This is a genomic window from Floridaenema flaviceps BLCC-F50 (assembly GCF_041929275.2).
Lineage (GTDB): Bacteria > Cyanobacteriota > Cyanobacteriia > Cyanobacteriales > Aerosakkonemataceae > Floridanema > Floridanema flaviceps.
In genome coordinates, this window is record NZ_JBHFNR020000002.1 from 552,271 (window position 1) to 575,606 (window position 23,336).

Annotated in this window: 25 protein-coding genes and 1 pseudogene; 5 read left to right on the forward strand and 21 right to left on the reverse strand. The window is 39.8% G+C overall.

Features of this window, described 5'->3' with window-relative positions; all coding sequences use genetic code 11:
* Positions 1-58: 58 nt before the first annotated feature.
* The 12 genes and pseudogenes from ACE1CI_RS22420 to ACE1CI_RS22475 all read right to left on the reverse strand — a co-directional run bounded on the left by ACE1CI_RS22420 (position 59) and on the right by ACE1CI_RS22475 (position 11,207).
* Positions 59-250: a hypothetical protein gene (locus tag ACE1CI_RS22420; protein WP_413263604.1), complete on the reverse strand. Its 192-nt coding sequence runs from the start codon at positions 248-250 to the stop codon at positions 59-61.
* A 2-nt stretch (positions 251-252) separates the two neighbouring features.
* Positions 253-366, reverse strand: a pseudogene (locus ACE1CI_RS22425) (type II toxin-antitoxin system VapC family toxin); the annotation flags it as partial.
* A 13-nt stretch (positions 367-379) separates the two neighbouring features.
* A complete protein-coding gene (locus ACE1CI_RS22430) occupies positions 380-1,558 on the reverse strand; it encodes a PIN domain-containing protein (protein ID WP_413263603.1) in 1,179 nt (392 codons plus the stop codon).
* Between the two features lie 18 nt (positions 1,559-1,576).
* Complete coding sequence (locus tag ACE1CI_RS22435) at positions 1,577-4,414, reverse strand: molybdopterin-dependent oxidoreductase (RefSeq protein ID WP_413263602.1); 2,838 nt, start codon at positions 4,412-4,414, stop codon at positions 1,577-1,579.
* 82 nt (positions 4,415-4,496) lie between these two features.
* Positions 4,497-5,303: an FAD binding domain-containing protein gene (locus ACE1CI_RS22440; protein WP_413263601.1), complete on the reverse strand. Its 807-nt coding sequence runs from the start codon at positions 5,301-5,303 to the stop codon at positions 4,497-4,499.
* Between the two features lie 13 nt (positions 5,304-5,316).
* Positions 5,317-5,676, reverse strand: coding sequence for a hydroxyisourate hydrolase (gene uraH, locus ACE1CI_RS22445; RefSeq protein WP_413263600.1), 360 nt, complete (start codon positions 5,674-5,676; stop codon positions 5,317-5,319).
* Between the two features lie 55 nt (positions 5,677-5,731).
* Positions 5,732-6,892, reverse strand: coding sequence for an FAD-dependent urate hydroxylase HpxO (hpxO, locus tag ACE1CI_RS22450; RefSeq protein WP_413263599.1), 1,161 nt, complete (start codon positions 6,890-6,892; stop codon positions 5,732-5,734).
* A gap of 135 nt (positions 6,893-7,027) precedes the next feature.
* Entirely contained in the window at positions 7,028-8,320 is a 1,293-nt protein-coding gene (locus ACE1CI_RS22455) for a Zn-dependent hydrolase (RefSeq protein WP_413263598.1), read from the reverse strand.
* Positions 8,321-8,374: 54 nt separating this feature from the next.
* Positions 8,375-8,767 carry an allophanate hydrolase-related protein gene (locus ACE1CI_RS22460; RefSeq protein WP_413263597.1) on the reverse strand — a complete coding sequence of 131 codons (393 nt, stop codon included), beginning with the start codon at positions 8,765-8,767 and terminating at the stop codon, positions 8,375-8,377.
* 70 nt (positions 8,768-8,837) lie between these two features.
* Positions 8,838-9,530, reverse strand: a complete 693-nt coding sequence (locus tag ACE1CI_RS22465) for an FCD domain-containing protein (protein ID WP_496615711.1) — start codon at positions 9,528-9,530, stop codon at positions 8,838-8,840.
* An 87-nt stretch (positions 9,531-9,617) separates the two neighbouring features.
* Positions 9,618-10,661, reverse strand: a complete 1,044-nt coding sequence (locus ACE1CI_RS22470) for a nucleoside hydrolase (protein WP_413263595.1) — start codon at positions 10,659-10,661, stop codon at positions 9,618-9,620.
* 9 nt (positions 10,662-10,670) lie between these two features.
* Positions 10,671-11,207: a nucleoside 2-deoxyribosyltransferase gene (locus tag ACE1CI_RS22475; RefSeq protein WP_413263594.1), complete on the reverse strand. Its 537-nt coding sequence runs from the start codon at positions 11,205-11,207 to the stop codon at positions 10,671-10,673.
* 16 nt (positions 11,208-11,223) lie between these two features.
* Here ACE1CI_RS22475 and rbsK point away from each other — a divergent pair, with 16 nt between their 5' ends.
* A complete protein-coding gene (gene rbsK, locus ACE1CI_RS22480) occupies positions 11,224-12,159 on the forward strand; it encodes a ribokinase (protein ID WP_496615712.1) in 936 nt (311 codons plus the stop codon).
* Between the two features lie 22 nt (positions 12,160-12,181).
* Here the strand turns inward: rbsK and pyk are convergent, their stop codons facing one another.
* Entirely contained in the window at positions 12,182-13,603 is a 1,422-nt protein-coding gene (gene pyk, locus ACE1CI_RS22485; protein ID WP_413267853.1) for a pyruvate kinase, read from the reverse strand.
* Between the two features lie 397 nt (positions 13,604-14,000).
* Between pyk and ACE1CI_RS22490 the strand changes: the two genes are divergently transcribed.
* Positions 14,001-14,741 (forward strand): phosphatase PAP2 family protein, encoded by a 741-nt coding sequence (locus ACE1CI_RS22490; RefSeq protein ID WP_413267852.1) that lies wholly within the window; start codon positions 14,001-14,003, stop codon positions 14,739-14,741.
* 209 nt (positions 14,742-14,950) lie between these two features.
* Here ACE1CI_RS22490 and ACE1CI_RS22495 read toward each other — a convergent pair whose 3' ends face one another.
* A complete protein-coding gene (locus ACE1CI_RS22495; RefSeq protein WP_413267851.1) occupies positions 14,951-15,199 on the reverse strand; it encodes a DUF6761 family protein in 249 nt (82 codons plus the stop codon).
* Between the two features lie 792 nt (positions 15,200-15,991).
* Between ACE1CI_RS22495 and ACE1CI_RS22500 the strand changes: the two genes are divergently transcribed.
* Positions 15,992-16,804, forward strand: a complete 813-nt coding sequence (locus tag ACE1CI_RS22500; RefSeq protein WP_413267850.1) for a response regulator transcription factor — start codon at positions 15,992-15,994, stop codon at positions 16,802-16,804.
* 153 nt (positions 16,805-16,957) lie between these two features.
* Here ACE1CI_RS22500 and ACE1CI_RS22505 read toward each other — a convergent pair whose 3' ends face one another.
* The gene (locus ACE1CI_RS22505) at positions 16,958-17,716 is read right to left on the reverse strand and encodes an ABC transporter ATP-binding protein (RefSeq protein WP_413267849.1); all 759 of its coding nucleotides are present in this window, start codon (positions 17,714-17,716) and stop codon (positions 16,958-16,960) included.
* A 50-nt stretch (positions 17,717-17,766) separates the two neighbouring features.
* On the opposite strand from ACE1CI_RS22505, the gene ACE1CI_RS22510 reads away from it, so the two are divergent.
* Positions 17,767-18,045, forward strand: coding sequence for a hypothetical protein (locus tag ACE1CI_RS22510; protein ID WP_413267848.1), 279 nt, complete (start codon positions 17,767-17,769; stop codon positions 18,043-18,045).
* A 72-nt stretch (positions 18,046-18,117) separates the two neighbouring features.
* Here ACE1CI_RS22510 and ACE1CI_RS22515 read toward each other — a convergent pair whose 3' ends face one another.
* From ACE1CI_RS22515 to ACE1CI_RS22540, 6 genes are all read right to left on the reverse strand, one after another.
* Complete coding sequence (locus ACE1CI_RS22515) at positions 18,118-18,498, reverse strand: hypothetical protein (RefSeq protein ID WP_413267847.1); 381 nt, start codon at positions 18,496-18,498, stop codon at positions 18,118-18,120.
* 27 nt (positions 18,499-18,525) lie between these two features.
* The gene (locus ACE1CI_RS22520; RefSeq protein WP_413267846.1) at positions 18,526-18,885 is read right to left on the reverse strand and encodes a papain fold toxin domain-containing protein; all 360 of its coding nucleotides are present in this window, start codon (positions 18,883-18,885) and stop codon (positions 18,526-18,528) included.
* 203 nt (positions 18,886-19,088) lie between these two features.
* Positions 19,089-19,661: a hypothetical protein gene (locus ACE1CI_RS22525; RefSeq protein ID WP_413267845.1), complete on the reverse strand. Its 573-nt coding sequence runs from the start codon at positions 19,659-19,661 to the stop codon at positions 19,089-19,091.
* Between the two features lie 204 nt (positions 19,662-19,865).
* A complete protein-coding gene (locus ACE1CI_RS22530; protein ID WP_413267844.1) occupies positions 19,866-20,159 on the reverse strand; it encodes a hypothetical protein in 294 nt (97 codons plus the stop codon).
* A gap of 146 nt (positions 20,160-20,305) precedes the next feature.
* The gene (locus ACE1CI_RS22535) at positions 20,306-20,743 is read right to left on the reverse strand and encodes a DUF4079 domain-containing protein (RefSeq protein ID WP_413267843.1); all 438 of its coding nucleotides are present in this window, start codon (positions 20,741-20,743) and stop codon (positions 20,306-20,308) included.
* A 193-nt stretch (positions 20,744-20,936) separates the two neighbouring features.
* Positions 20,937-21,275, reverse strand: coding sequence for a DUF1830 domain-containing protein (locus ACE1CI_RS22540; RefSeq protein WP_413267842.1), 339 nt, complete (start codon positions 21,273-21,275; stop codon positions 20,937-20,939).
* A 454-nt stretch (positions 21,276-21,729) separates the two neighbouring features.
* Here ACE1CI_RS22540 and ACE1CI_RS22545 point away from each other — a divergent pair, with 454 nt between their 5' ends.
* Positions 21,730-23,298: a photosystem II high light acclimation radical SAM protein gene (locus tag ACE1CI_RS22545; protein ID WP_413267841.1), complete on the forward strand. Its 1,569-nt coding sequence runs from the start codon at positions 21,730-21,732 to the stop codon at positions 23,296-23,298.
* Positions 23,299-23,336 lie beyond the last annotated feature (38 nt).

Consider the following 23,336-nt stretch of genomic DNA (forward strand, 5'->3'; position numbering starts at 1 on the left):
TTTGTTGTTGGGGGGGAGGGCGATCGGATTTTTAGCTGTATAAAAACCAAGCTAACTTTCAAGCAGTTGGATGTAATGATTTGTTATCCTGCTGTCTAGGTTGTTTGAGGGGTGTTGAGATTAATTTTCTGTCGCTAATAGCTTGCCGCTTCCGCAAATCATCACAAATTGCCTTTAAATCATAGTTAAAAGATTTGGCGTGTTCTTCACGAATTTGGTAAATTTCTTCAAGAACTTCATCTTTCCACATATCTACTCTCCCATTAGCTCGTAAGGTGTACAAATAGTTGGTAATTCATATCCGGCATCAAAGCTAATTTGAGCTAATTTCTTTTAAATTTGAGTATTGGCAATATTAACATGGTTGTTACAACGATTTTTAGTAATCATAGTCCTCATCTACATCATAGTCCTCATCTACCCAATCTGGCTCAATCATCCCAAAATTGACTTTAAACACTGTAGTTTCCAATTCAACATCATCCACTTCAACCTCTGCGCCGATTTTATCTAAATTTCCTATAAATGTGATTAAAATATTTACGTCTAAATTAGTTGGTATATTTTCACTACTACTCCCCATTGAAACATAGTCTTTATCTATAGAATCATATACAGAAAACCAAAAGGTACTTTCAATATTGACATTAATGCTTAATTTCGATTCAACCACTAAACCATCATTATCTAACTTAACTGGTCTAAATATTACGTTGGGTGTCTCAAGAAGCCTAAATTCAAATCCATTAAAGATTACTTCTGTCGATTCCTGTTCATAATAGTATGCAGAACTAGCCTTCGGAGAAATTTCAATATTGCTCATGTGATACTGCAAAGCATTATAAATTGCCTCTTTTACATCCTTTAGTTCGCCCTTCTCATATCTTTCTGATAAATATTTACAGATATCATCAGCATCTTGAAGTTGAAACAGCCCTAAAGCTGCTGCCAAGTCATCGATATCAATCAGCCTTTCAGAGCCTTTACAAAAGTTTTTCCAATCATTATCTCTTGTAACAACAATAATTCTTGTTTGGTTTTCATTAGCCCATCCTTCCAAGGACATTAAAGCAATAGCATCAGGAAATTCGTTTTTCTTGTTACCTGTATTCGCGAATGGTGGTTGAGCTTGAAAGTATTTTTGTATTAAATCATCAATTCTTACATAACTCTGGGCTTCAATTATCTCTAGAGATGTCAACTCTACAAATTGGTTAAATCGCTCAGATGCAATTTCCTGTGCTTCGCGTCCAACAAAAATGAGTTCTTTTATGACTTCGATATCATAATCTTCTACTTGCCAATATTTCTTAGCTTCTTTCAAGTCTTTTTCAATTTTATTTCTTGTTTCTTTTGTATTATTTATTAAATGTGATAATACTTCTTCCTTAACCACTTGAGAAAGAAGAAATTTTGTAGAACTATTTTGAAATTGTTCTAATTGTTTAAGTAGCCCTGACTCTAGCCTTAAATGTTGAGCATCAAAAATTGATGTATCTAAGGTAATAGCTGTAAACTGCCCCCCTCGGACAAGTTTTTTAAGTTCATCTAGCTCCATATCTGTATGTTCCTGAATTCATACTCTATTATGCAACGCCTGTGCTGCTTGCCACAGCCTTTCGGGTGTTATTGGTAATTGTTTGAGTCTAATTCCGGTAGCATTTGCAACAGCATTAACGATCGCAGGAGCAACACAATTAATCACAACTTCCCCTACTCCTTTCGCTCCAAAAGGCCCATAAGGATCTGATTTTTCAATCAAAAATACTTCTATTGGTGGCACATCTTTGGCAAGGGATACGCGATAGGTACGAAGGTTGGGATTGATGATTTTTCCTTGTTCATCGAAGTGCAATTCTTCGGTTAAAGCATACCCTAATCCCATCACTATTCCGCCAATTACTTGCCCTTCACAAATGCGCGGATTAATCGCTTTGCCAATATCAATTGCTTGGACGCAACGCAATATTTTAATTTTTCCGGTTTCTGTATCTACTTCTACTTCTACTCCTAGAACGGCGAAGGTTAGGGTAGAACGTTCTGCTGCATATTCTGATTCTGCTACTAATGGTCGATCGCTGAGTTTAGCTAAACTTTCTAAGTCAATCTCTTGATTAATTGAGGAATTTTTTGATTTAATTAAAATGCCGTTTAATTCCAATTCTTCGGGAACAGTTTGCCAAATTTCGCTAACTTTATTTAATAACAATTTTCGTAAGTTTTGGGCGGTTAAAATTACCGCTTGACCTGAAATATAGGTAGTAGCAGAAGCATAAGAACCTGCATCAAAAGGTGTTTCTTTGGTGTCGCTAGCAATAATATCAATTTGGTCAAAAGTTGTATTTAAAACTTCAGCGGCGATTTGTCTCAAAGTCGTTTCTGCGCCTGTACCAACATCTACTGCACCAGTTCTTAATTCATATCGACCATTTTCTTTAAGTGCCATTTTAACTTTTGCTGTATGGATTTTGGCTAATCCACTTCCTTGCATGGCGACAGCAAAACCTACTCCTTGGCGCAAATGTCCGTTAATTTTTGGTGGTGTTCCTGGTTGATATTCTAATACTTCAGAGATTTTTGTTAATGCTTCATCTAATCCACAACTACCGACTATTTTGAAATGTCTTTCAACTCCTAATAGCAGGGAATCTTCGGTGTTAATTAAATTTTGTCGCCGGAATTCTAAGGGATCTAATTTCAACTTTTCGGCTATTTCATCTAATAAACATTCCATTGCAAAAAAGCCTTGGGTTGCTCCATATCCGCGAAATGCTCCGGCTGGCATTGTGTTAGTATAAACTGAGCGACCGTGAAATTTTTGGTTCGGACAACGATATAATCCTAATGGCATTGTTCCGGTGAGGAAAACTACTTGTGTGCCATGATTTCCGTAAGCGCCTGTGTTGGCGATCGCATTCATTTCCACAGCAGTTAAACTCCCATCTTTTTTCACCCCAATTTTCAGGTGAACCTTCATCGCATGGCGGCTATTTGTAGCAGTAAATTCCTCATTGCGGGTAAACGCCCATTGCACAGGACGACCTGTTTTTAATGTTGCTAAAACACAAAGATCTTCAGTTAAAATTTCTTGTTTGTTGCCAAATCCTCCGCCAATATTTGCTTTATAAACTCTCACTTTCTCTTTAGGTAAATTGAAGAGTTGCGCGAGGAGTCGTTGACAGTGAAAGGGAACTTGAGTGCTGGATCTAACTACTAATGTGCCATCTTCTTCTAACCAACTTGTGCTAATATGAGGTTCTAAATGCGTATGTTGAACTGCTGGTAAAGTATAGGTATTTTCTAATATTAAATCTGCCTCTGCAAATCCCTTAGCTAAATCACCTTTTTCAATCAATACTTCCCCAGAAATGTTATGTTGTGCGTCGTGAATTTGATAAGATTCCGGTTCATCATGAATTATAGGAATTGGTCGTTTTGTTAACTCCCCAATCCCCAATCCCGTAGGACAGGCATCCTGCCTGTCATCCTTAAACCCCATCTCTTTCACCTTATCACCCATTGCTAATACTGGGTCAATTACATAAGGTAAAATTTCATAATCTACTGTTATTAATTGGCAAGCTGTTTCTGCGATCGCGGGTGTTTCTGCGACTACTGCTGCAATGCGATCGCCAATAAATCGCACTTTATTATCTAACAAATAATGGTCATGAGGATCGGGTACAGGTTCAGCGTGTCCGGCGGTTGTGTAAGGAATTCTGCTAACATCTTCATGGGTAAAGATTGCGTGAACTCCGGGTAATTCTTTTGCTTTGGTGGTGTCAATTTTGCGGATTCTGGCGTGGGGGTGGGGCGATCGCAAAACCTTTAAATGCAATGTTCCTTCTGGTGCCCAATCTGGGGTATAAATTGGTTTTCCAGTAACAATTTCATAACCATCTTGTTTGGGAATGCTTTGTCCTATTTGGGAGGTTGACAGGCAGGATGCCTGTCCTACAAGATTGGGGGAATTATTTAGATTTTTGCCTTTTTTGATGCTTTCAACTATTGCTTGATATCCGGTACAACGACAGAGATTTCCATCCATTGCGGCGCGAAGTTCTTCTTCTGTGGAAAAGTCTAATTTCTCGGCGGACATAATCATTCCGGGGGTACAAAATCCGCATTGAAATCCTTGTTCGTCGATAAATGCTTGCTGCATTTGGCAAAGTTCGCCGTCTTTTGCTAGTCCTTCGATGGTTGTAATTTGGGACTTGTTAACACGATGGGCGGGAAAAATGCAGCTATGAACTGGTGTTTCGTTTACCCAAACTGTACAGCTTCCACAGTCTCCTGTTTCGCAAACTTTATGAACTCCCATCCATCCTTGTTGGCGAAGTAAGTTTAATAAGCTTGTGCCGGGATGACAAGTAATGTTATAGTTTTGATTGTTAATTTGGAAGTTTAAAGGCATTTTTTTTGAACCGCAAAGGACGCAAAGGACGCAAAGAAAGAGAGGAAAGAAAGGATTGTTATGGGAGTTTTGTAATTAATCTTTAAAATTTTAGCGATCGCTTCATTAAAATTTGGGTAATATGTTGGCGATAAGTGTTGGATGCGGTTGTATCGTTGAGATAATCAGTTAATGGAATTGTTTCGTTAAGTTTTTGGGTGATCTCGGTTATTGTGGGTATTTGTGCAAATTCAATTAATTTGGGTGAGGGTATACAACCGCTAATTGCAAATTTGATTTTTTGGGTATTTGGATTGTAAGCTGCTACTACTATTGATATAGCAAGTCCGGCGGAAGCAAGACAAATTCGCTGGTAGTTAACTTGTAATTCTAAGTTTTGTTTGGGGATGAATATTTTTCGCAAAAGTTCTCCTGATTTCAGGATTGTTTGCTTTGCGCCTGTTTGAAATTCTAAGGCGGAAATCCAATAAGGTTCGCCTGATAAAGGAAGTATTTGATATTTAGCGTCTAAGAGTACCATTACTGGCGCAAATGTTCCTGCTGGTAATGCTAAACAAAGGTTTCCTCCGACTGTGGCGACGTTTTGAATTTTGAAAGATGCTAGTTCATTAACTGCGCTTTTTAATGCTTTTATTGATGTCCAATTTTCGGGGAAATTGTAGTTTAATAATTGACTCATTATACAAGTTGCGCCAATTGTTAAACCTTCGGAGTTAATTTCTATTTCTGACCATCCGAAGTTTTGCAGGTCAACTAAGGTGGTAATTTGGGGTTGCGGTTCGCTGAATAACCAAGTACCTCCAGCTAACCAAGTCCATCCTTTTTCCCAGTTACTTAGTTCTTCTAATTTTTGGGGGGTAAGATATGTTTCAATGTTGGGTAAATCCATCTTGTGATTTAGATTAACTTCCGCGATATGTGCTGTATGACCAAGGTGATGTTAGGAGAGGAACGTGATAATGTGCTTGCGGATTTGCAATGCCAAAACGAATGGGGATTTGATCTAAAAATAGCGGTTTTGGTAAGTCTTTTAAGTGTTGGTTGAAGTATTCGCCTACGTGAAAGACTAGTTCGTAAATTCCTTGCTGAAGTTCGCCTTCAATTAAAGGTGAATCTGTGCGTCCGTCTTGGTTGGTACGAATGGTTTTTAAGAGGGTTTTTTCATTGGTTTCAGGTGTTATTGACCAAAGTTCGATCGCCAAATCTCGCGCTGGACAACCTTGTGCAGTATCTAAAACATGAGTAGTTAATTTACCTGCCATATTATCTGTGTAAATCTCGTGTTCATCTGTGGATATCTGTGGTTAAAAAACCAGATTAACGCAACGGCCCTCCTAAAATAGTTTTGCTAATAGCATTAGTAACATCTAAAGGACTTTCTTGCCGTAATTGCTGATACCATTGTTCCGTAATTTCCGGTTCTTTTCCGTGAATTTGATCGGCACGTTTTCGCGCTTTCAAAACGATCGCATTTGCCCGTTCCTTGCGTTCTCTCTCGTATCTTTTTAGTGCATCTTCCACGCTGATATTTGTTGTTAAAAGATAGCGAGTTAGCACTTCTGCATCTTCCATCGCTTGACAACCACCCTGTCCTAAGTCGGGTGTGGTACTATGGGCAGCATCCCCAAGTAAGGCGACTCTACCACGCACAAAAGTATCTATTGGGCCGATATCATGGATTTCTAAACGATTAGTTTCTAAGGGATTAATCTGTTTAATTAAGTTTTGCACAGGTTGGGGCCAACCTTGGAAAAAATTAGCTAATTCCTGTTGTCTTGCTTCTGGTGGGGTAGATGTGCCCTTGGGTAATGGTACATCGAAAAAGAAGTAAAAGCGATCGCCCCCCACTGGCATCATTGAAGCACGTTTGTGTTCGCCAACGTAAAGCATCCAAGTGTTTTTTGGTGATAAATCTTCACTAGCTTTTACTAATCCATTCCAGTTAACATATCCAGCATAACGAGGTTCAATTTCTGTTCCTAAAATGTAAGGACGCAAGGTAGAACGCACGCCATCAGCGGCAATTAATAAGTCTCCTGTCGCTGTATATCCGTCTTCAAAAATTGCTGTTACGCTATCACCAAATTCTTCAAATCCTACACATTTACTACCTAATTTAACTTGACCGGGAAATGCTTCTAACAGCATTTGTTGTAAGTCTGTTCGGGCGACTGGATAAGGGCGTTGTCCGACTTCTGCTATTAATGGTTGCAGGCTAATATCGTTGAGTAATTCATCTTTACAACTTCGATATTGCATCCGATCCATTTGTCCGCCAATGGCAGCCATTCTATCACCAAGTCCTAATTTGTTGAGAACTTTTACGCCGTTTGACCAGAGGGAAATTCCTGCACCTGCGGGGCGTAGTTCTTTTACTCTGTCGTATATTTCGACTTGGTAGCCAGCTTTTGTTAGGGCTATTCCTGTTGTTAGTCCGCCAATACCAGCGCCAATGATAACAATTTTTAGGTTGTACATTTTTTTGAACCGCAAAGGACGCAAAGAACGCGAAGGAAGAGAAGAGAGTTATATGTTAGTTGAGATTTTACATTTTATTTGTTGAATTCAGATCTTGCACCTGTCGTTTTAGTCCACTTCAGTGGACTTAAGCTATTAGCCTGCGAATTGATTCGCAGGCGGGTGTTGGGACTGATGCAAAATCTGAGTTGAATAAAGTTGATCTAATTGTAGGAAAGCGTTTAGTAATACGTTTGTTCCTTGGGTACATTGTTCGAGTGTGGTGTATTCTTTGGGGGAGTGACTAATTCCTTCGATGCTAGGAACAAATATCATTCCCATGTCGGTGAAACGTCCGATTTCTTGGGCATCGTGTCCGGCGCGACTGGGTAAACTATAATGGGATAATCCTAGTTGATTGCAGGTGTTTGCGATCGCCTTTTGAATCTCAACAGCTGCTAATGTTGGATCTACCCATAAGTAAGGTTTTAAACTAATTTTGGTTTGAGTATTAGCGGCAATTTCTGTTAACTGTTGTTCTAGTTTGGCAATCAGATTTTTGACATTTTCTGCGGATAAATCTCGCACATCAATGCTCATTTCTACCAGTCCGGGTACACTGTTTGTAGCGTTAGGAAATACGTTAAATTTACCGACTGTTGCTACTTGTTTTCCCGGCATTCTTTTGCCTAAATCATTGACTGCTAGGACAATTTGGGAAGCTGCAACTAAGGCATCTTGCCGCATTTCCATTGGCGTAGTTCCGGCATGATTTGCTTTTCCGGTAACAGTAATTATTCCTCGATACATCCCGACAACACCTTCAACTACTCCTATTTGTTTGCCGAGATTGTCTAAAATTCCCCCTTGTTCTACGTGCAATTCTATGTAGGCAGCTATATCAGATCGATCGCGTTTTGCACTAACTATTTCCGCCCAATCTCCCCCCATTTTCGCTAAACTTTCTTCAATTGGTGTACCATCCGCAAGGCGGTAAAATTCAGCATCATACTTAGCTGTTCCCGCCATTGCTTTACTACCAATCATTGTATTTTCTTCGTCAGTGAAAACAATTACTTCAATAGGATGTTGCAGTCTAATATTATTCTCATTGAATGTTCTCACCATTTCGATTCCCGCTAACACACCTAAATTGCCATCATATCGACCTCCATTAGGTACAGTATCAATGTGAGAACCTGTTGCTAATGCCGGAAAATTTGGCTGTTTTCCCTCATAACGACCAATAATATTTCCTGCTGCATCAATGCGAACATTCATCCCCGCTTCAATCATCCAATTCTGCACTAAATTTCGGGCAGCAATATCCTCTTGACTAAAGGCAATTCGCGTCACTCCACCATCAGCAACTTGACCAATTTCTGCCAGTTTTTCTATACTTTCCTTAAGCCGCTTGTTATTAATGGATAACGTGGAAGCTATCATCATTATTGTTGCCTCCTAAAAGCAAAAAAACAAATGACCAATGACCAATGACATTTTTTAAGCAGTTACTTTCTCACCATCTTGTTTATATGCTGCCCAACCACCATAATGAGAAATATCAGGCCAATTGTATTCTTCTACTAATTCTTGAGGATAAAGCATAGCTGTTAAAGTTTCGCCATCTTCTAAAATTACATCGCCCGGATACATATTTGGTGGTTCATTATCTAAAAGATATTCATATTCCTCTCGTGTCATTTCATAAACTTCCCCCGGAATACTAATTCCTCCGGTTTCTACTTGATAAATTGCTGGATGCCAACCATTACCTGCTGCGTGTAAGCGATACAATGCTTGAGTTTTTGCAGGTTTAATAAATTTGGCATTTTGCAAATTTCCGTGATCCGGTTGCCCTCTTAAAGCAGATCCACAAATAAAAATTCTTTTCATGTTACTGTTAGTTTGAATCATTAACTTGGTGCAAATTTGTTACCAGTCCCCAGTCCCCAGTCCCCAGTCCCTAATCCCCAGTCCCCAAATTCCTAACTTCCTCAGCAACTCTAAGTTTACTTGCCATTAAGTGATTTAGAATTGCCTCGGTTGCCATTTGGATGTTGCGCTGGGCGATCGCAGCAAAAATCTCTTGATGCTCAATCCGAATTTCCAAAACTTTGGGGTTCTGGCGCATTGTTTTAATCCGCAACAGCATCATTTTGTCGAATACTTGATCCAGCAGAGAAACTAACCATTTATTCCCGGAACTCTCCGCAATTAAACGATGAAATTGATAGTCTAAATCTAGCAATTGAAAGTTATTTAATTCCGAAGTTCCTCGCTGTGTCAATTTCTCTGCTTGAATAACAAATTTCTCCAATGTTTGCAACTGTAATTCGCTAGCATTTTCACAAGCACCCGCAACCGAAACTTGCTCCAAAGCTATGCGACAATCATACAATTGCACTGCATCTGTCACAGAAATCGCCGTCACCCGCAAACCACCATTAGAATCCGCTCTCACAAGTCCCTCTCGCTGAAGTTGGCGCAACGCCTCCCGAATGGGCGTGCGGCTGACTTGCAATTGCTGTGCTAGCTGCGTCTCCACCAAGCGATCGCCAGAAACCAATTCCCCTGACATGATGCTCGATCGCAATGCTTGGTAAGTTTGCTCTTGGAGCGATTTGCTCCTCTCGATCGGCTGCGCGGACAGAATCAAGGCTGTAACTCCTTAAGCTCTTTCTGACCCTATTGTATACAGTATACAAAATTTATTTAAGAATTTTCGTAGTTTAGGATACATTTTTCAAAGAAGACTGCTACCCAGATCCCCGACTTCTTCAAGAAGTCGGGGATCTAGATCTAGCGAAATAAGAACCTTTAAATCTTCAATCATCACCGCCAAAAGATTAACGCTATCAACCTCCATTGCTACCCAAGCATTAGCACCAAATTTCGTCTTATTCCGCCTATCAAACAGAGTTTTACCTCTAGTCCATTCCCCCTTAGTTTCAATCATCACATCAGCGCGACGAAACAACAAAGTTTCAGGATAAAACAGATAAGCTAAAGTCGCAGCATCATGCACCAAAAAGCCTTGTTTCCCTTGAGTTTCTCGAAAAGCAAGCGCAGTTTTAGTCATAAACTCACACAGAGAAACAATAAACTTAGAAATCCCACTTTCCGGGTTAATTTGACTAACTTGTTTAGCCATTTCATTAGTAAAAATTAGCTGTTTAGTCACATCAAGCGGGATCACGACAATATCATCTCGACTAGCAAAAACTGTCGCCGCAGCTTCCACATCATAAGCAATATTAAATTCTGCTTCTGGTCTAATATTTCCAGGGACTTTAAACGCACCTCCCATAATGATAATTTCTTTCGCATTTTTCAGGATGCCAGGGCATTTTTTCTCAGCAGATGCTAAGTTGGTTAGAGGTGCGATCGCAATCACAACAACCTCCCCCGGATTAGCCTGCAACTTCTCAATTAAAATATCATCAGAATAAGCAGCATCTTCATAACTAACATCAATTTCCGGCAAAGTATGTGACAGATTTCCCATCCCATCAGCACCATGAATCCCCCCCGCATCTTCTAAATCGCTTTCCGATCCCCCAATCACACCTTTGCCAACTTCTATTGATGGAAAACCAGCTAATTTCAAAAGTTTACTAGCACCTGCAAAAGTGTATCTTGCATGAACATTTCCATCTACCGTAGTAACAGCAACTAGTTCGGTAAAACCCTGTTTTACTAAACTCAATAACCACAGCAAAGCAAAAGAATCATCCCCACCGGGATCGGTATCGAGAATAATTTTAGGTTTAGCTTTTGGAGTAATCATATTAATGTATTACTTCAACTTCTTTGCAGCAATTTTAACTACTTCTTCAAAAACCCTTAATTCAGTATAATAATTTCCCGGTGTTATTTGCTGACTTCTCAACTCTCCGCCACTCACAATAATCGCCGCTTCTAACATTAAATTATCTACCATGTTGAAATGCTCGATCGCCATTCCCCAATTATCCAAATCAGCCGAAATTTGCGGAATCCTGTCAGCAAACAAACGCCCATCATTAGTGTAACCAAAAACAGGCTTTCCTTGCGCCGTCATATAACCCATTTCAAAAGCCGTACCCACATCCATACTTGATCCCCGGAACGGAGTCATATTAGCAACAATTAAATCGCAGCTATCCATTAATTTAATGTTACTCTTATAAATCGCAACACCCGCCTCTTTCGGAGACAAATGGGTTAAATTTAGATTATTATCGAAAGGAAACATCCCGATAAAACCGTACTTCTGACAAATCTCTTGTTTCGCCTTAGCAGCTTTCATCGGATCGGGTAAAAACACATCAGGCCCAGCAAGATAAATTCGCATAATTAAACTCCTAAACATGAGTATAATCGTCTTCGGCAGCATCAACATGGATCTCGTCACCCGGAGTCCTCGTTTACCAGTTCCGGGAGAAACTCTCCTGGGTTATGATTTTTTTACCGCACCCGGAGGTAAAGGCGCAAATCAAGCAGTTGGTAGCGCACTTTTAGGCAGAACTACTTATATGATAGGGCGTGTTGGTAATGATAATTTTGGACAAGAATTACTGGCATCTTTAAAAGTTGCAGGTGTGCAAACGGACTCAATTTTAATAGATGATACTACAAGTTCTGGGGTAGCAGTAATTTCTGTTGACGATCGCAGCGAAAACACCATCATAGTAGTTCCCGGTGCCAATGGCAAAGTTAACCATACAGATGTCGAAAGATTAGAAAAATTCTTACCCAATGCCAGCGTTTTATTATTACAATTAGAAGTGCCAATTCCAGCAATTATCGCTGCCGCAGAAGCAGCAAAAAAAGCCAAAGTAAAAGTAATTCTCGACCCCGCACCAGCACCAGAAAAATTACCTGATGAACTCTACTCTTTAACTGATGTAATTACCCCAAATGAAACCGAAGCAAGTCGCTTAGTAGGATTTGAGATTACTAATCAAGAAACAATGACAAAAGCCGCCGAATTTTTGATCGGTAAAGGCGTAGAAACGGTAGTATTAAAACTAGGAAGTAAAGGAGTTTTTTGTGCCACTGCTACCGAAAGTTTTATGCTACCAGCTTTTAAAGTAAATGCGATCGATACTGTAGCCGCTGGCGATGCTTTCAATGCAGCAATGGCAGCTGCTTTTGATAGTGGTTTATCTTTACGAGAAGCGATTAAATGGGGTGCAGCAGCAGGCGCTTTAGCCACAACTAAAAAAGGCGCACAACCCTCATTACCAAACAAAGAAACCTTTGAAAGTACGTTGTTGCGCTTCAGCGCTACAGAAGAGCGCTGAAGCGCAACAACGTACCTTTTTTCTAGACAGTAATAGTGTGAATTTTCATGAAATTAGTACCTCCAGCACGCTGCATTGGAATCCCACCCATAACTAAAATTCGATCGCCAATTGCAGCCAATTTCCGTTGTACCAAAAAAGTTTCCGCCTGCCAAAGTGCATTTTCAAAAGTCTCCACTTCGTACTCCAACAACAAAGGAGTTACACCCCAAACTAAATTTAAACGGTGGTAAACTTTGATATTATGCGTTAGAGCAATTACAGGCGCTTTTGGACGTTCTGCGGAAGCAATTAACGCCGTATAACCTGTACTTGTAAAAGCCACAATACAACGTAATGGTAAAGTTTTGTCAATGGAATTAAGCGCCTCACTTAAAGCATGAGTTTCATCACTTTTAGCCGCCGGATTATTCTCAAATTGCAAATCTTTTTCCACTTCATAAGCTATCCGCGCCATCATTTCTACTGCTTCTACCGGATAGCTTCCCACCGCCGATTCACCAGACAGCATCACCGCATCCGTTCCATCAATAATCGCATTAGCAACATCACTTGCTTCTGCACGAGTTGGACGAGGATTATTAATCATGCTATCTAACATTTGGGTAGCAGTAATTACCGGAATACCTTTGCGATTGCACATCCGAATAATTCGCTTTTGTAAAAGCGGCACTTTTTCGGGACTCAGTTCTACACCCAAATCACCTCTTGCTACCATCAAACCGTCGCATTCATTGACGATTTCTTCTATATTGGCGATAGCTTGCGGTTTTTCAATTTTGGCAATTACAGGGATATCTGCACCTTTAGCAGCTAATATTTCTTTCAAGCTGCGAACATCTTCTGCTTTACGAACAAAGCTTAAAGAAATCCAATCTACTCCTTGGGCAATACCAAACTCTAAATCTTGCTGATCTTTCTCAGTTAAAGAAGGTAAACGTAAATTTAAGTTAGGAAAATTTACCCCTTTGCGATTTTTCAGAATTCCGCCTTTAATTACTTCGCATACTACTGTATTTCCCGCAATTTCTTTAATTCTCAGTTCCAAAAGTCCGTCATCTAAAAGTACTTGTTCGCCTGGATTAGCATCTGCTGCTAAATCAGGATAATCAATAGGTATCGTATCAAGTTTATCTTCATACTCTGAAATGGGTACAAGTGTAACTTTTTCACCCTCAATTAAACCCATTGCCCCATTAGACAACAAACCTACTCGAATTTTTGGCCCTTGTAAGTCTTGCAAAATTGTAATCGGCGTATCTAATTTTTCCGAAATATTTCTTAGCAGAGAAACTGTGCGTCCGTGATCTTCATAGCTACCATGAGAAAAATTTAGTCTCGCAACGTTCATCCCTGCTTTCACTAGTTTCTCAATTACTTCTGGCGTATTGCTAGCAGGGCCAAGAGTGGCAACGATTTTAGTGCGGTGAGGTACTTTGGGCATAATTTGAGATTACTTTTGCTCTACAATAATTTCAGTATTGTTTTGTCAAGTAGCAGACAATTTGGAGTTAATGTCTGTTGTTTCAATACTTATGATTTGTCATTATGAAGCATATCTTTAAAACCTTAAGGCAATTTTAAGGTAAGGTAAGATTTTTCCAATTTTCTACTGTACCGTCAGATAGTTTTTGTAATTATAGTCACTTTATCTGCTGCGAAAGTAGTTTTTACTAGCTCATTTTAGCGAAGAATTAAATTTTAAACACAGCGAATTTTTCCTCCTTTGGCATGAGGACATTTGATTTGAGATTCTAGATTGACCATACAGACAAATTGGGAACTGCTAACTTTAGCATTCAGTTATATCATAAAGAAGAACCTGATTAACTCTTGGTAATATGCTGAAAAGATTTTTCCAGTTTATTGAACAACTTTTCATCGCCCGTTGGCGCGGGTTACTATTGTTATTTTTAGGAATTTATTTACCTTTGCAAACTTTTACTTTATTGGCAGTCGAACTTAGAGAAAATGCTGCTGGTTTTCCTTGGGATCAACCTATTTTACTAGCAATTCATGAAACATCAAGGAGACAATTGGATCTTTTAGCTGTGAATTTAACGAAATTCGGTTCTATTAAAATTGTTTTCCCGATCGTACTACTAATTTCCCTAATCTTATTGTTCCAGAAACAGTGGCGATCGTTCACATTTTTACTCATCACTGCTACAGGCGCTACTATCATTAATCGCACCGCCAAAGAAATCCTACACCGAGTCCGTCCCCATCTTTGGCAATCACCCGCCCCCGAATTAGATTACGCTTTTCCTAGCGGTCATGCTATGACCAGTATGACTTTAGTCGCAGCTTTAGTAATTTTAACTTGGGGAACTATTTGGTGTGTACCAATACTGATTTTTGGCAGTTTATTTGTTGTAGCTATTGGCTGGACTCGCTTATATTTAGGCGTACATTTCCCCAGCGATATTTTAGCAGGTTGGACGGTTGCTGTCGCTTGGGCAATTGGAGTCAGTTTACTGATTAAACCAAAATTATCCAAAGCAATTGCTACCTCACAGCCAGAAATCCCAGCCGAAACTTCTTTACTCCCAGAAGAACAAGAAGCAATCAATCAAGATTAACAGCCAGTAAGAGATAAATTTTAACTTTAACGATCGATTTTGAGCAAGTTTGGCATCATCAATTAATCATTAGAATCAATAACAGCTTTGCTCAATTTATATTAAATATTTCAATCATTTACTTAACAAAACCATCAGCTACCGACGCTTGCTTTGGCAACTAGCGCCGCTAGCCTCCTATTACCATTTGCCACCCATCTGAAAAAAAACTAATAATAATCAGATTCGGGTTCTGGTAGTGGTAATTCAAAATTTGATGGATCGTAAATGTAACGAGTAGCTTCTTCTTCCAAACGATGAATGTGATACGGTTCTAAAGCTCTACTTTGGCGTAAAGCTGCTAAATAGCCGTCCAAATAAAGCCGTAAACTATCGAATCTATAACCCCGATTCCACATTTCAACTAGGGAATCAGTAAGTTTCTGGTAATGGCGAATAGTTTGTGTGTCTTGTAGCATAATAATCTGTTGAAATCTACTGTTTTCCTAAATAAATTGACGAAAACGGTCAAACGTTGGTTTCATTCTGGTTATTGATTAGGATAACTGAGATTTTCCTTTTGTCCACACTATCTAGAAGCAGATTATTTGGCGACAGGTGTCAGGATTAAAACAGTATCTTATAGTAATGTCAATCGTTTTTACCAAAGCTTCCCCAAAATTTTAGATGTCCGGCTTATTCTAAATTTGCTTAGCTTCCTCTGGAACCGATCTGGCTTTTGAACCAGCAATTTGTCTTTGAGTAGCAACTAATGTATAATAAACCGTTGGCATTCTATTTAGCAGAAGTTACTGGTTGTTAAAATTTGTGGTCGCCCACAAATGACTAGGTTGACAAAACCAGAAAGCTTGGATTGTTTAAGGTGCAAGTAGCTAGTGATTCCAGACGAATCACTCTCATGTTTTTATTTTAACTTCATTTATACCCTATCTCTAACCTCAAGCTATGTCTTAAGGAGGTAGTAAACCCGGAAAACAAGGTGTACTGCCGCAAGTAAGTAATTAGAAAAAAGAATTGAAGATATGTTAAAGATAAGTCATAAATTAAGTAAGAATTTTATGTTTGAGGAGAATGATTAGATGGTGATAGCCTTTCAAGAATTATTTTGCTTCAAGATGCAAAGACTAATTGATTTTCGCCAATAGCAGAAGGCGATTAGTATAACTGGGATAGCAGTAACATTCGTTACAAAAATTGTCAGCATTTCCTGCTAATTTGAAGTTCGCTAAGCCCAAGGAAGGCAAGCATCTGTGGCATCAGTTAGTGTTCAAATAGTTGAAAGTAATCCGCATCTGCGATCGCTACTTGGCTGGCACTTACAGCAGGTAGGATATCGTGTCTATCAAGCTGCCAGCCTCTACCAGGCGCGAGAAGTTTTTCACCTACGTCAACCGACGTTAGTAGTTCTCGATGCCGAACTTCCCGACGGAGATGGCTTAGAATTTTGTCGCTGGTTATTACGCCAGCACCAACCTTACATTCTCATGCTATCTGCACGGAATACAGAAGCCGATATTGTGGCGGGATTAAAAGCAGGCGCAGATGATTATTTAACAAAACCCTTTGGAATGCAAGAATTTCTAGCCAGAATCGAAGCTTTGATTCGGCGCAATAGAATGAACATCCCCCCAGCTTACCTGGATTATGGGGACTTAAAAATCGACTTGGTGCAGCGTCGGGTACGTTTCCAAGAAGAGTTAATCGATTTAACACCTCAAGAATTTAGCCTGTTATACGTTTTGGCACAAGCCGGAGGACTACCATTAAGTCGTTCCGAATTATTAAACAGAGCTTGGCCCGATGCAATAGATAATCCCCGAACTATTGATACTCACGTCCTTTCCCTACGGAAAAAACTAGAAACCGATCCCCGTCAACCGAGTATAATTCAAACTATCCGCAATGTTGGCTATCGGTTTAACCCAGAGTTCCTTAATGGTTATAATTCTGGGCAAGACAACTCCGATAATAATGGAGTAGAGGAACAGCGAAACCGAACAACACCCGAAAGGGGATTTTCTCAGCCTACCGCTGCTAATCAACCCTTACCAATTAGTAAGTGATTGGGGACTGGGGACTGGGGACTGGGGACTGGGTAAGTTTATTAATTTAAAATCCTCTAAGGGAGGGTCTTCTGTTCAACTGCTAAACCTATCCCTACAACTCAGAACTTTCCCAATCCCCAGTACCCAATCCCCAGTACCCAATCCCCAATCTTACCATTCTTCTGCTTCTTGCCGTTCCAAGTCTATAAAAGTTTGGCGCAGTTGTTTCCAGTCAACTTTCTCGGAAGCAATAAATTCCACCAATTTTCCTTGGTGTAAATGTAAAACCTTGGTAGAAAACTGTTCCGCCAATTCTAATTGATGATTAACCATGAGAATGGTTGTACCAAATTCTTGGGCGATTTGGGTAAGAAGTTGGATTAGATAAGAAGCACGACCGGAATCTAATGCGGAAGTTGGCTCATCTAGGAGTAAAATTTTAGGTTGGATGATTAGGGCGCGTGCGATCGCAACCAGTTGCCTTTGTCCCGCAGAAAGTTGGATTTCCGTGCGATTTTGCCAATCTTCGGGAATATGTAACCTCTCCATCCAATAAATTAGCCGTTCCTTAATCTGCGTCGCCGGGAAACGCCGCAACACCAAAGGATAACTTATCGCCTCCTGTACCGTCATTCCCAAAAGTTTCGCCTCTTGCAAAACCAAAGTTATTTGCTGACGCAGTTGAGTAGGCGGTATTTCGCAAATATCCTGATTTTCGAGCAAAATCTTGCCACTACTCGCCTCATTTAAGCGATTTAACAACCGTAACAGCGAAGTTTTTCCCGCACCAGATGGCCCAACTATAGCAACTCTTTCCCCAGCAAACACCTCAAAAGAGATATCCTGAAGCAAAAAACCCATCCCTACCGTCGCCGCCAAACTAACTTGGGAAACTTTTAATTGAGGAATTTTATCTGGGGATGCGATCATAAATAAGTTAGCTAAGTTTTCTTAATTTAACAAAATTGGGAGTTCAAATTATGGACAACGAATTGAATAAACGAATTCAAGATTTCTTGATTGCTTTTGAGTTAGTATTTGACCTTGACTGGGACTATACAAAGCTAAGTATTTTAGATGAATACTTGATTAGTGAAAAAGGAACTTTCATTAATCCGTTTCCTGGTGAACACTTCACAGGTGGTAAAGGTGATAACTGGGGTAATCGTTCATCTCTTCTTGCAGCGTATCGTGAACTTAAAGCGTTTGCAATCAGTGAAGGCATCTATAATCCAGATGATGAACCTTGGGCTAAGTAAGCGTAAAAGATGTCTTGATTGTCGCAATTGGTGAAAAAATAATGCTTTTAGCTCTTGCTCTTAATATATTGGCTATCCCACTTCTTCAGCTACCTGATTAACTACTGGATAAGTTTGAATCACCTTTTTTCCATTTTCATCTAAACTCTGATCCCGCTGCTTAAACTCATCCAACAACTTATAAAAGCAATCAAAACCATCCTTTTCATCACGAGTAAATAGCAAAATAATTTTTGCCCAAGAGTTGTTAGTCCGCACATTAAAACGTTGTTGTACCCAATCATGGAAATGTTCAGCAAAATCCTTTTCTGACTCACAAAGTTCAATTCCCAACTCGCGTCTAGCAGTTTTATATCCCACCAAAAACATAAATAAATCGCTCACCGAAGCAGAACCGATATACATCCCTGGTCTAGTTCTAATCTTTTCTAAAATCTCAAACATTCCGCTCATAATTTTATGATTGTTTCAAAACTATTTTTATAAACTGTCTATATGCTCTATTATAAATTCTTCACTTGGGCAGTGAAAATCTTTCTGCCAATCCTCTAATGTCATCCCTGTTGGTGAAATATTATCATATACCAAACCCAAAACTTCCACACCGTAATGTCTTCCATTAATCGTTACTGCCTCTGTAATTCCTTGAAGTTCCAAGCGCTCACTGAGAATAAAATCTTCATTATACTTTGTCTTCAATTTAATAATCTTTCCCTCAATTCCATTTGCTCCTAACCACTGCATTATTGCCCTAACACAGTCATCACATTCATAAAGGTTAAAATTAGCAATGATTTTGCCAATTTCCTGAAAAATTTCCTCTTTAGATAACTCACTCACTCCCCACACCAATAAAATTAGTATCTGTTTTCAGAGCGGCACAGATTGCCGTATTTTTGTAAATACAACAATCTGTCAATACCTCTGGCAAAAATCAGTCATCCCATCTGTGTTAATCTGTGTTTATCTGTGGACATCTGTGGTAAAAAAATCCGATTCAGACTTTGGCAAAAAGTCTGGTAGCAGAATCTTCTGCTGTTATCTTAACCACCTAGAGAAACAGCCGTCGAGATTGTCCAAATATCAGCTAAAAATAGGATCAGCGTACATACTAACAAAATCAAATACATCCAAGGTTGAGCCAAAGGTCGGACATCTTGGGTATCAATACCCGTCTTCGCCTCCACCAGTTTGACCATTTTGGCAAATCCTACCACACGCATGGGCAATAAAAACCCTTGACCGGAATTATTCAGGAAATAATAGACTATTCCCCCTTGTCCGGTAGTACGCATTTTCAATTCTTTAACTTCTGTCCAAGGTAAAGACCAACCTTTGCGGAGAAGTTGGGGAAACCATTTTGGGTAAGTGACTTGAATGCCATGATTATCCAAAATCACTCTTTCACTTAAAGCACCATAAACTGCAATTGCCCCGATCGCAATCCCCACCCAAAGTAACACAGGTGGTACAGGTGCATCTGTCACATCAGCCAAAAACGGTAAGGGAATAGTCAGTGCAATATACAAACTCAACAAGGTGAAACGGATGAGGGGAGAAATACGAAAGACGGAAACTTCGCTAGTTGTGTTAGTTTCTGATGTTAGTTGATTCACGGGATTAGCTGGGATAGGAAAATTGCAACGCTTTTCTTAATAATTTAACCTCGATCCCATACTTAAAGAACAATAGCAGGTGTGAAATTCTTGCCTAATTGCAGCTAGAGGCAAAATTCTACTAATTCTTTCTCAAACCAAAGCTTGACGTTAATTACAAACTTTTCTTAGCTTTCTGGCTAAATTTTACCTGTTTAGTTAAGTTTATGCTTTTTGGCTGACTAGCTGTTGAGAAACCAGCTTATCCCAGTTTTCAATCACGCAGACTCGCACTCTAGCGTGACTAAGTAAGCGTTGGATGAGATGAAGTGGCATAGTACTAATTTTATAGTCCTGCTGTGGGACTCGGCGAAGTTGGCACATTTGCTTAAAATAGTGATTCGCATCAGTTCGGTTCAAGAATACCAAGGCGTAATTACCTTGTCGTGATTTCTCGATCACAGGTGAACCTTTTGCCCCAACCACCAAAAAACCTTCTGTTACGGGAGAGTACGACATCTTTGCACGCCTGAAACTTATTTCCATGCTTATATTTGAGTATATTTACGGAAACTATAGAAAAACGTAAATCCATCATTAGATAGATATAAGTAAAATGTTTCCGTGTATACACTTAAGTAATTTCGCGGAGAGAGGAATGGCTGCTAAGGCAAGTACTTCTGCACAACGCTCCAACCAGTCAGGGTAACTAACAGGAATCCCACCAATAGCACAATGTTAGTCCCAACGTGAAGATATCTTACCCAAGGTCTGCGGGGGCTGATTTGGGTAGCACTGCCAGCAGAAAGCAAAACTAAGGCGACGACTGCTAAGCCAGTTGGTAAGTGTGGCGAATGACCTAAACTGCCGTAGTGACCCAATGTGCCGATAATGCCGATCGCTAACAATAATAATACTAAAGCGACCATCAAACCACCAATCTGGTAATGAAATGGTCGCAGCCAATCAGGACGCTGTTGCCTAAATAAACGAGCATAAGATATCCAAACTCCAGTCATCCCTAGCAGCAAATAAGCTCCTAAAGACAATCCCATTGACCAAGCGGCTATTTTCCATAACCAAATAAAATCGGGTAAATTCAAGGTAAAACACCAAAACTTAACATGGGACACAGTAGGAATGTTTCACCCTTCAGTATTTACCGATTACTGATGAGTTTGTTTAGCATTCCTACTATTAATTATGTAATTATGGCGGCTACCTTGATTAACTAAAGTGTTATCGAAAAGAAATTTTTATTTAGAATTAGGTAAAGCACAAGCAATTAAAAGTCTATTACCTTTGGAGTTGTACTAATTCCTTCTGGGAACTTTCAGCTTCTTCCATTTCAGCATCTCCATCTTCTGATTCATTTAATTCCATATCGATGCGGAGAGTTATACAAGGTATTTTATCTGACAAAATTGCGCTAGCCATCATACCCGTATGAATTTCAAGTAAACCTTGTGGCATAGATTCAAAGACTAGTCTTTGTCCGGGAAAAACTACTCGTTCAAAGTGCCAATTTGGAATGTTGCTAATCCGTACAACCTGTATTTTGCTGGTGGCATTCACATAGCAGCAAACAATACCATTTTTGTAATCGGGTGGTAGGGGATCAAGAATTTGAGCCATAGTTACTGCGGAGATTTGTCAGAAAAGGGGTTACATTATTAAGCTTAACACTAGCGATCCCAGGAATTTGTAAATCCGACTACCAACCCCATAAATTCCGTGAATTTTAGTTGAAATATTCTGTAAATCTCTCTGTTGGTACAGTTATATAAATATTATTTTTATAATTGTATTCATTATTGCTGTTTACTTTATTTATAAATAATACTTATAATATAAATAAGCTTAATTTATAGGACTGAACCTAGAATTGAGTGAGAAATTATGCGGTAAAATCTGCTGTTCGGAGAGTTAGGTAAGGAAAAATCTCAGGTGAATTGCTGAATTATGAGTGTGAGCAGTGCTATCGTAAAGTTATGTAAAAAATAGTCTTTATATAAAATCGCCCTGAGCTCCTGTGCAAATTTTTTGCTTAGGAAAGCCAGAGAAATCCTTAACTAGAGAGAGTCGCAGGATGGAAACTCGGATACTCTATGTTCGTCTCCCTTGTAATCCCATATTTCCGATTGGGGTTGTCTACTTAGCAGATCATGTGCAGAAGTTGTTTCCGGCAGTGGAACAGCGGATATTTGATTTAGGAACAGTACCGCCCTTGGATTTTGGTTCAGCGTTGGATGCTTGTGTCGATGAGTTTCAGCCGAACTTGCTGGTATTTTCTTGGCGCGACATCCAGATTTATGCACCAGTGGGAGGTAGAGGAGGGAACCCTTTACAACACGCTTTTGAGTTTTACTATGCGAAAAATCCCCTAGTGAAATTACGGGGGGCGCTGGGTGGGTTGCGGGTAACTACGGCTTATTACAATGAACTGTGGCGTAATCTGGGTTTAATTAAGCGGGGATTGAAACGGGCGCAGAGGTATAATGCGGATGCGCGATCGATCGTTGGTGGTGGTGCAGTCAGTGTATTTTACGAACAGTTAGGGAAAAGCTTACCCAAAGGAACGATCGTTTCTGTGGGAGAAGGAGAAGCGCTGTTAGAAAAACTGTTGCGCCAACAAGATATTAGCGGGGAAAAGTGTTATGTAGTGGGAGAAAGTGCGCCACGAGAAAAACTAATTCACGAAGCACCCGCTAACATTGAAAAAACTGCCTGCAACTACGACTACATCGAAAAAATTTGGCCGGAATTCCAGTATTATTTGCAAGATCGAGACTTTTACATTGGCGTACAAACTAAGCGAGGTTGTCCGCACAATTGCTGCTATTGTGTTTACACAGTAATTGAAGGTAAACAAGTCCGCATTAACCCAGCGGATGAAGTTGTCGAGGAAATGCGCCAATTGTACGATCGAGGAATTCGCAATTTCTGGTTTACTGACGCTCAGTTTATCCCCGCCCGCAAATTCATCGACGATGCCATTGAATTATTACAAAAAATCGTCGATTCTGCCATGAAAGATATCCACTGGGCAGCATACATCAGAGCCGACAATTTGACACCTCAATTGTGCGACTTGATGGTAAAAACCGGAATGAACTACTTTGAAATTGGCATTACCAGTGGTTCCCAAGAACTAGTGCGAAAAATGCGAATGGGCTATAATCTTCGCACAGTCTTACAAAACTGCCGAGACTTAAAAGCCGCTGGATTTAATGACCTAGTTTCAGTAAACTACTCATTTAACGTCATTGACGAAACCCCAGAAACAATTCGCCAAACTATAGCTTACCATCGGGAACTAGAGCGAATTTTTGGCGAAGAAAAAGTTGAACCAGCCATATTTTTCATTGGGTTACAACCCCACACCCATTTAGAAGAATATGCGTTCAAAAATGATATCCTCAAACCAGGATACGATCCCATGAGTTTAATGCCTTGGACAGCGAAAAAACTCCTGTGGAATCCCGAACCACTCGGTTCATTCTTTGGCGAAGTTTGCTTGCAAGCATGGCGACAAAACCCCGATGATTTTGGGCGCGAAGTCATGCGAATTTTAGAACAAAGACTCGGTTGCGCCGACTTAGAACAAGCACTAACCTCGCCAATTGAACGTACCGAAAAACAACTACTCAAAGTCTAATAAAATCGAGTAAGGTGGGCATCAACCCACCCTACCTC

Bases quoted from the DNA above. Each gene is read 5' to 3' on its own strand.
- ACE1CI_RS22420 (WP_413263604.1), bottom strand. From the start codon at position 250: ATGTGGAAAGATGAAGTTCTTGAAGAAATTTACCAAATTCGTGAAGAA.
- ACE1CI_RS22430 (WP_413263603.1), bottom strand. From the start codon at position 1,558: ATGGAGCTAGATGAACTTAAAAAACTTGTCCGAGGGGGGCAGTTTACA.
- ACE1CI_RS22435 (WP_413263602.1), bottom strand. From the start codon at position 4,414: ATGCCTTTAAACTTCCAAATTAACAATCAAAACTATAACATTACTTGT.
- ACE1CI_RS22440 (WP_413263601.1), bottom strand. From the start codon at position 5,303: ATGGATTTACCCAACATTGAAACATATCTTACCCCCCAAAAATTAGAA.
- uraH (WP_413263600.1), bottom strand. From the start codon at position 5,676: ATGGCAGGTAAATTAACTACTCATGTTTTAGATACTGCACAAGGTTGT.
- hpxO (WP_413263599.1), bottom strand. From the start codon at position 6,892: ATGTACAACCTAAAAATTGTTATCATTGGCGCTGGTATTGGCGGACTA.
- ACE1CI_RS22455 (WP_413263598.1), bottom strand. From the start codon at position 8,320: ATGATGATAGCTTCCACGTTATCCATTAATAACAAGCGGCTTAAGGAA.
- ACE1CI_RS22460 (WP_413263597.1), bottom strand. From the start codon at position 8,767: ATGAAAAGAATTTTTATTTGTGGATCTGCTTTAAGAGGGCAACCGGAT.
- ACE1CI_RS22470 (WP_413263595.1), bottom strand. From the start codon at position 10,661: ATGATTACTCCAAAAGCTAAACCTAAAATTATTCTCGATACCGATCCC.
- ACE1CI_RS22475 (WP_413263594.1), bottom strand. From the start codon at position 11,207: ATGCGAATTTATCTTGCTGGGCCTGATGTGTTTTTACCCGATCCGATG.
- rbsK (WP_496615712.1), top strand. From the start codon at position 11,224: ATGAGTATAATCGTCTTCGGCAGCATCAACATGGATCTCGTCACCCGG.
- pyk (WP_413267853.1), bottom strand. From the start codon at position 13,603: ATGCCCAAAGTACCTCACCGCACTAAAATCGTTGCCACTCTTGGCCCT.
- ACE1CI_RS22490 (WP_413267852.1), top strand. From the start codon at position 14,001: ATGCTGAAAAGATTTTTCCAGTTTATTGAACAACTTTTCATCGCCCGT.
- ACE1CI_RS22495 (WP_413267851.1), bottom strand. From the start codon at position 15,199: ATGCTACAAGACACACAAACTATTCGCCATTACCAGAAACTTACTGAT.
- ACE1CI_RS22505 (WP_413267849.1), bottom strand. From the start codon at position 17,716: ATGATCGCATCCCCAGATAAAATTCCTCAATTAAAAGTTTCCCAAGTT.
- ACE1CI_RS22510 (WP_413267848.1), top strand. From the start codon at position 17,767: ATGGACAACGAATTGAATAAACGAATTCAAGATTTCTTGATTGCTTTT.
- ACE1CI_RS22515 (WP_413267847.1), bottom strand. From the start codon at position 18,498: ATGAGCGGAATGTTTGAGATTTTAGAAAAGATTAGAACTAGACCAGGG.
- ACE1CI_RS22530 (WP_413267844.1), bottom strand. From the start codon at position 20,159: ATGTCGTACTCTCCCGTAACAGAAGGTTTTTTGGTGGTTGGGGCAAAA.
- ACE1CI_RS22540 (WP_413267842.1), bottom strand. From the start codon at position 21,275: ATGGCTCAAATTCTTGATCCCCTACCACCCGATTACAAAAATGGTATT.
- ACE1CI_RS22545 (WP_413267841.1), top strand. From the start codon at position 21,730: ATGGAAACTCGGATACTCTATGTTCGTCTCCCTTGTAATCCCATATTT.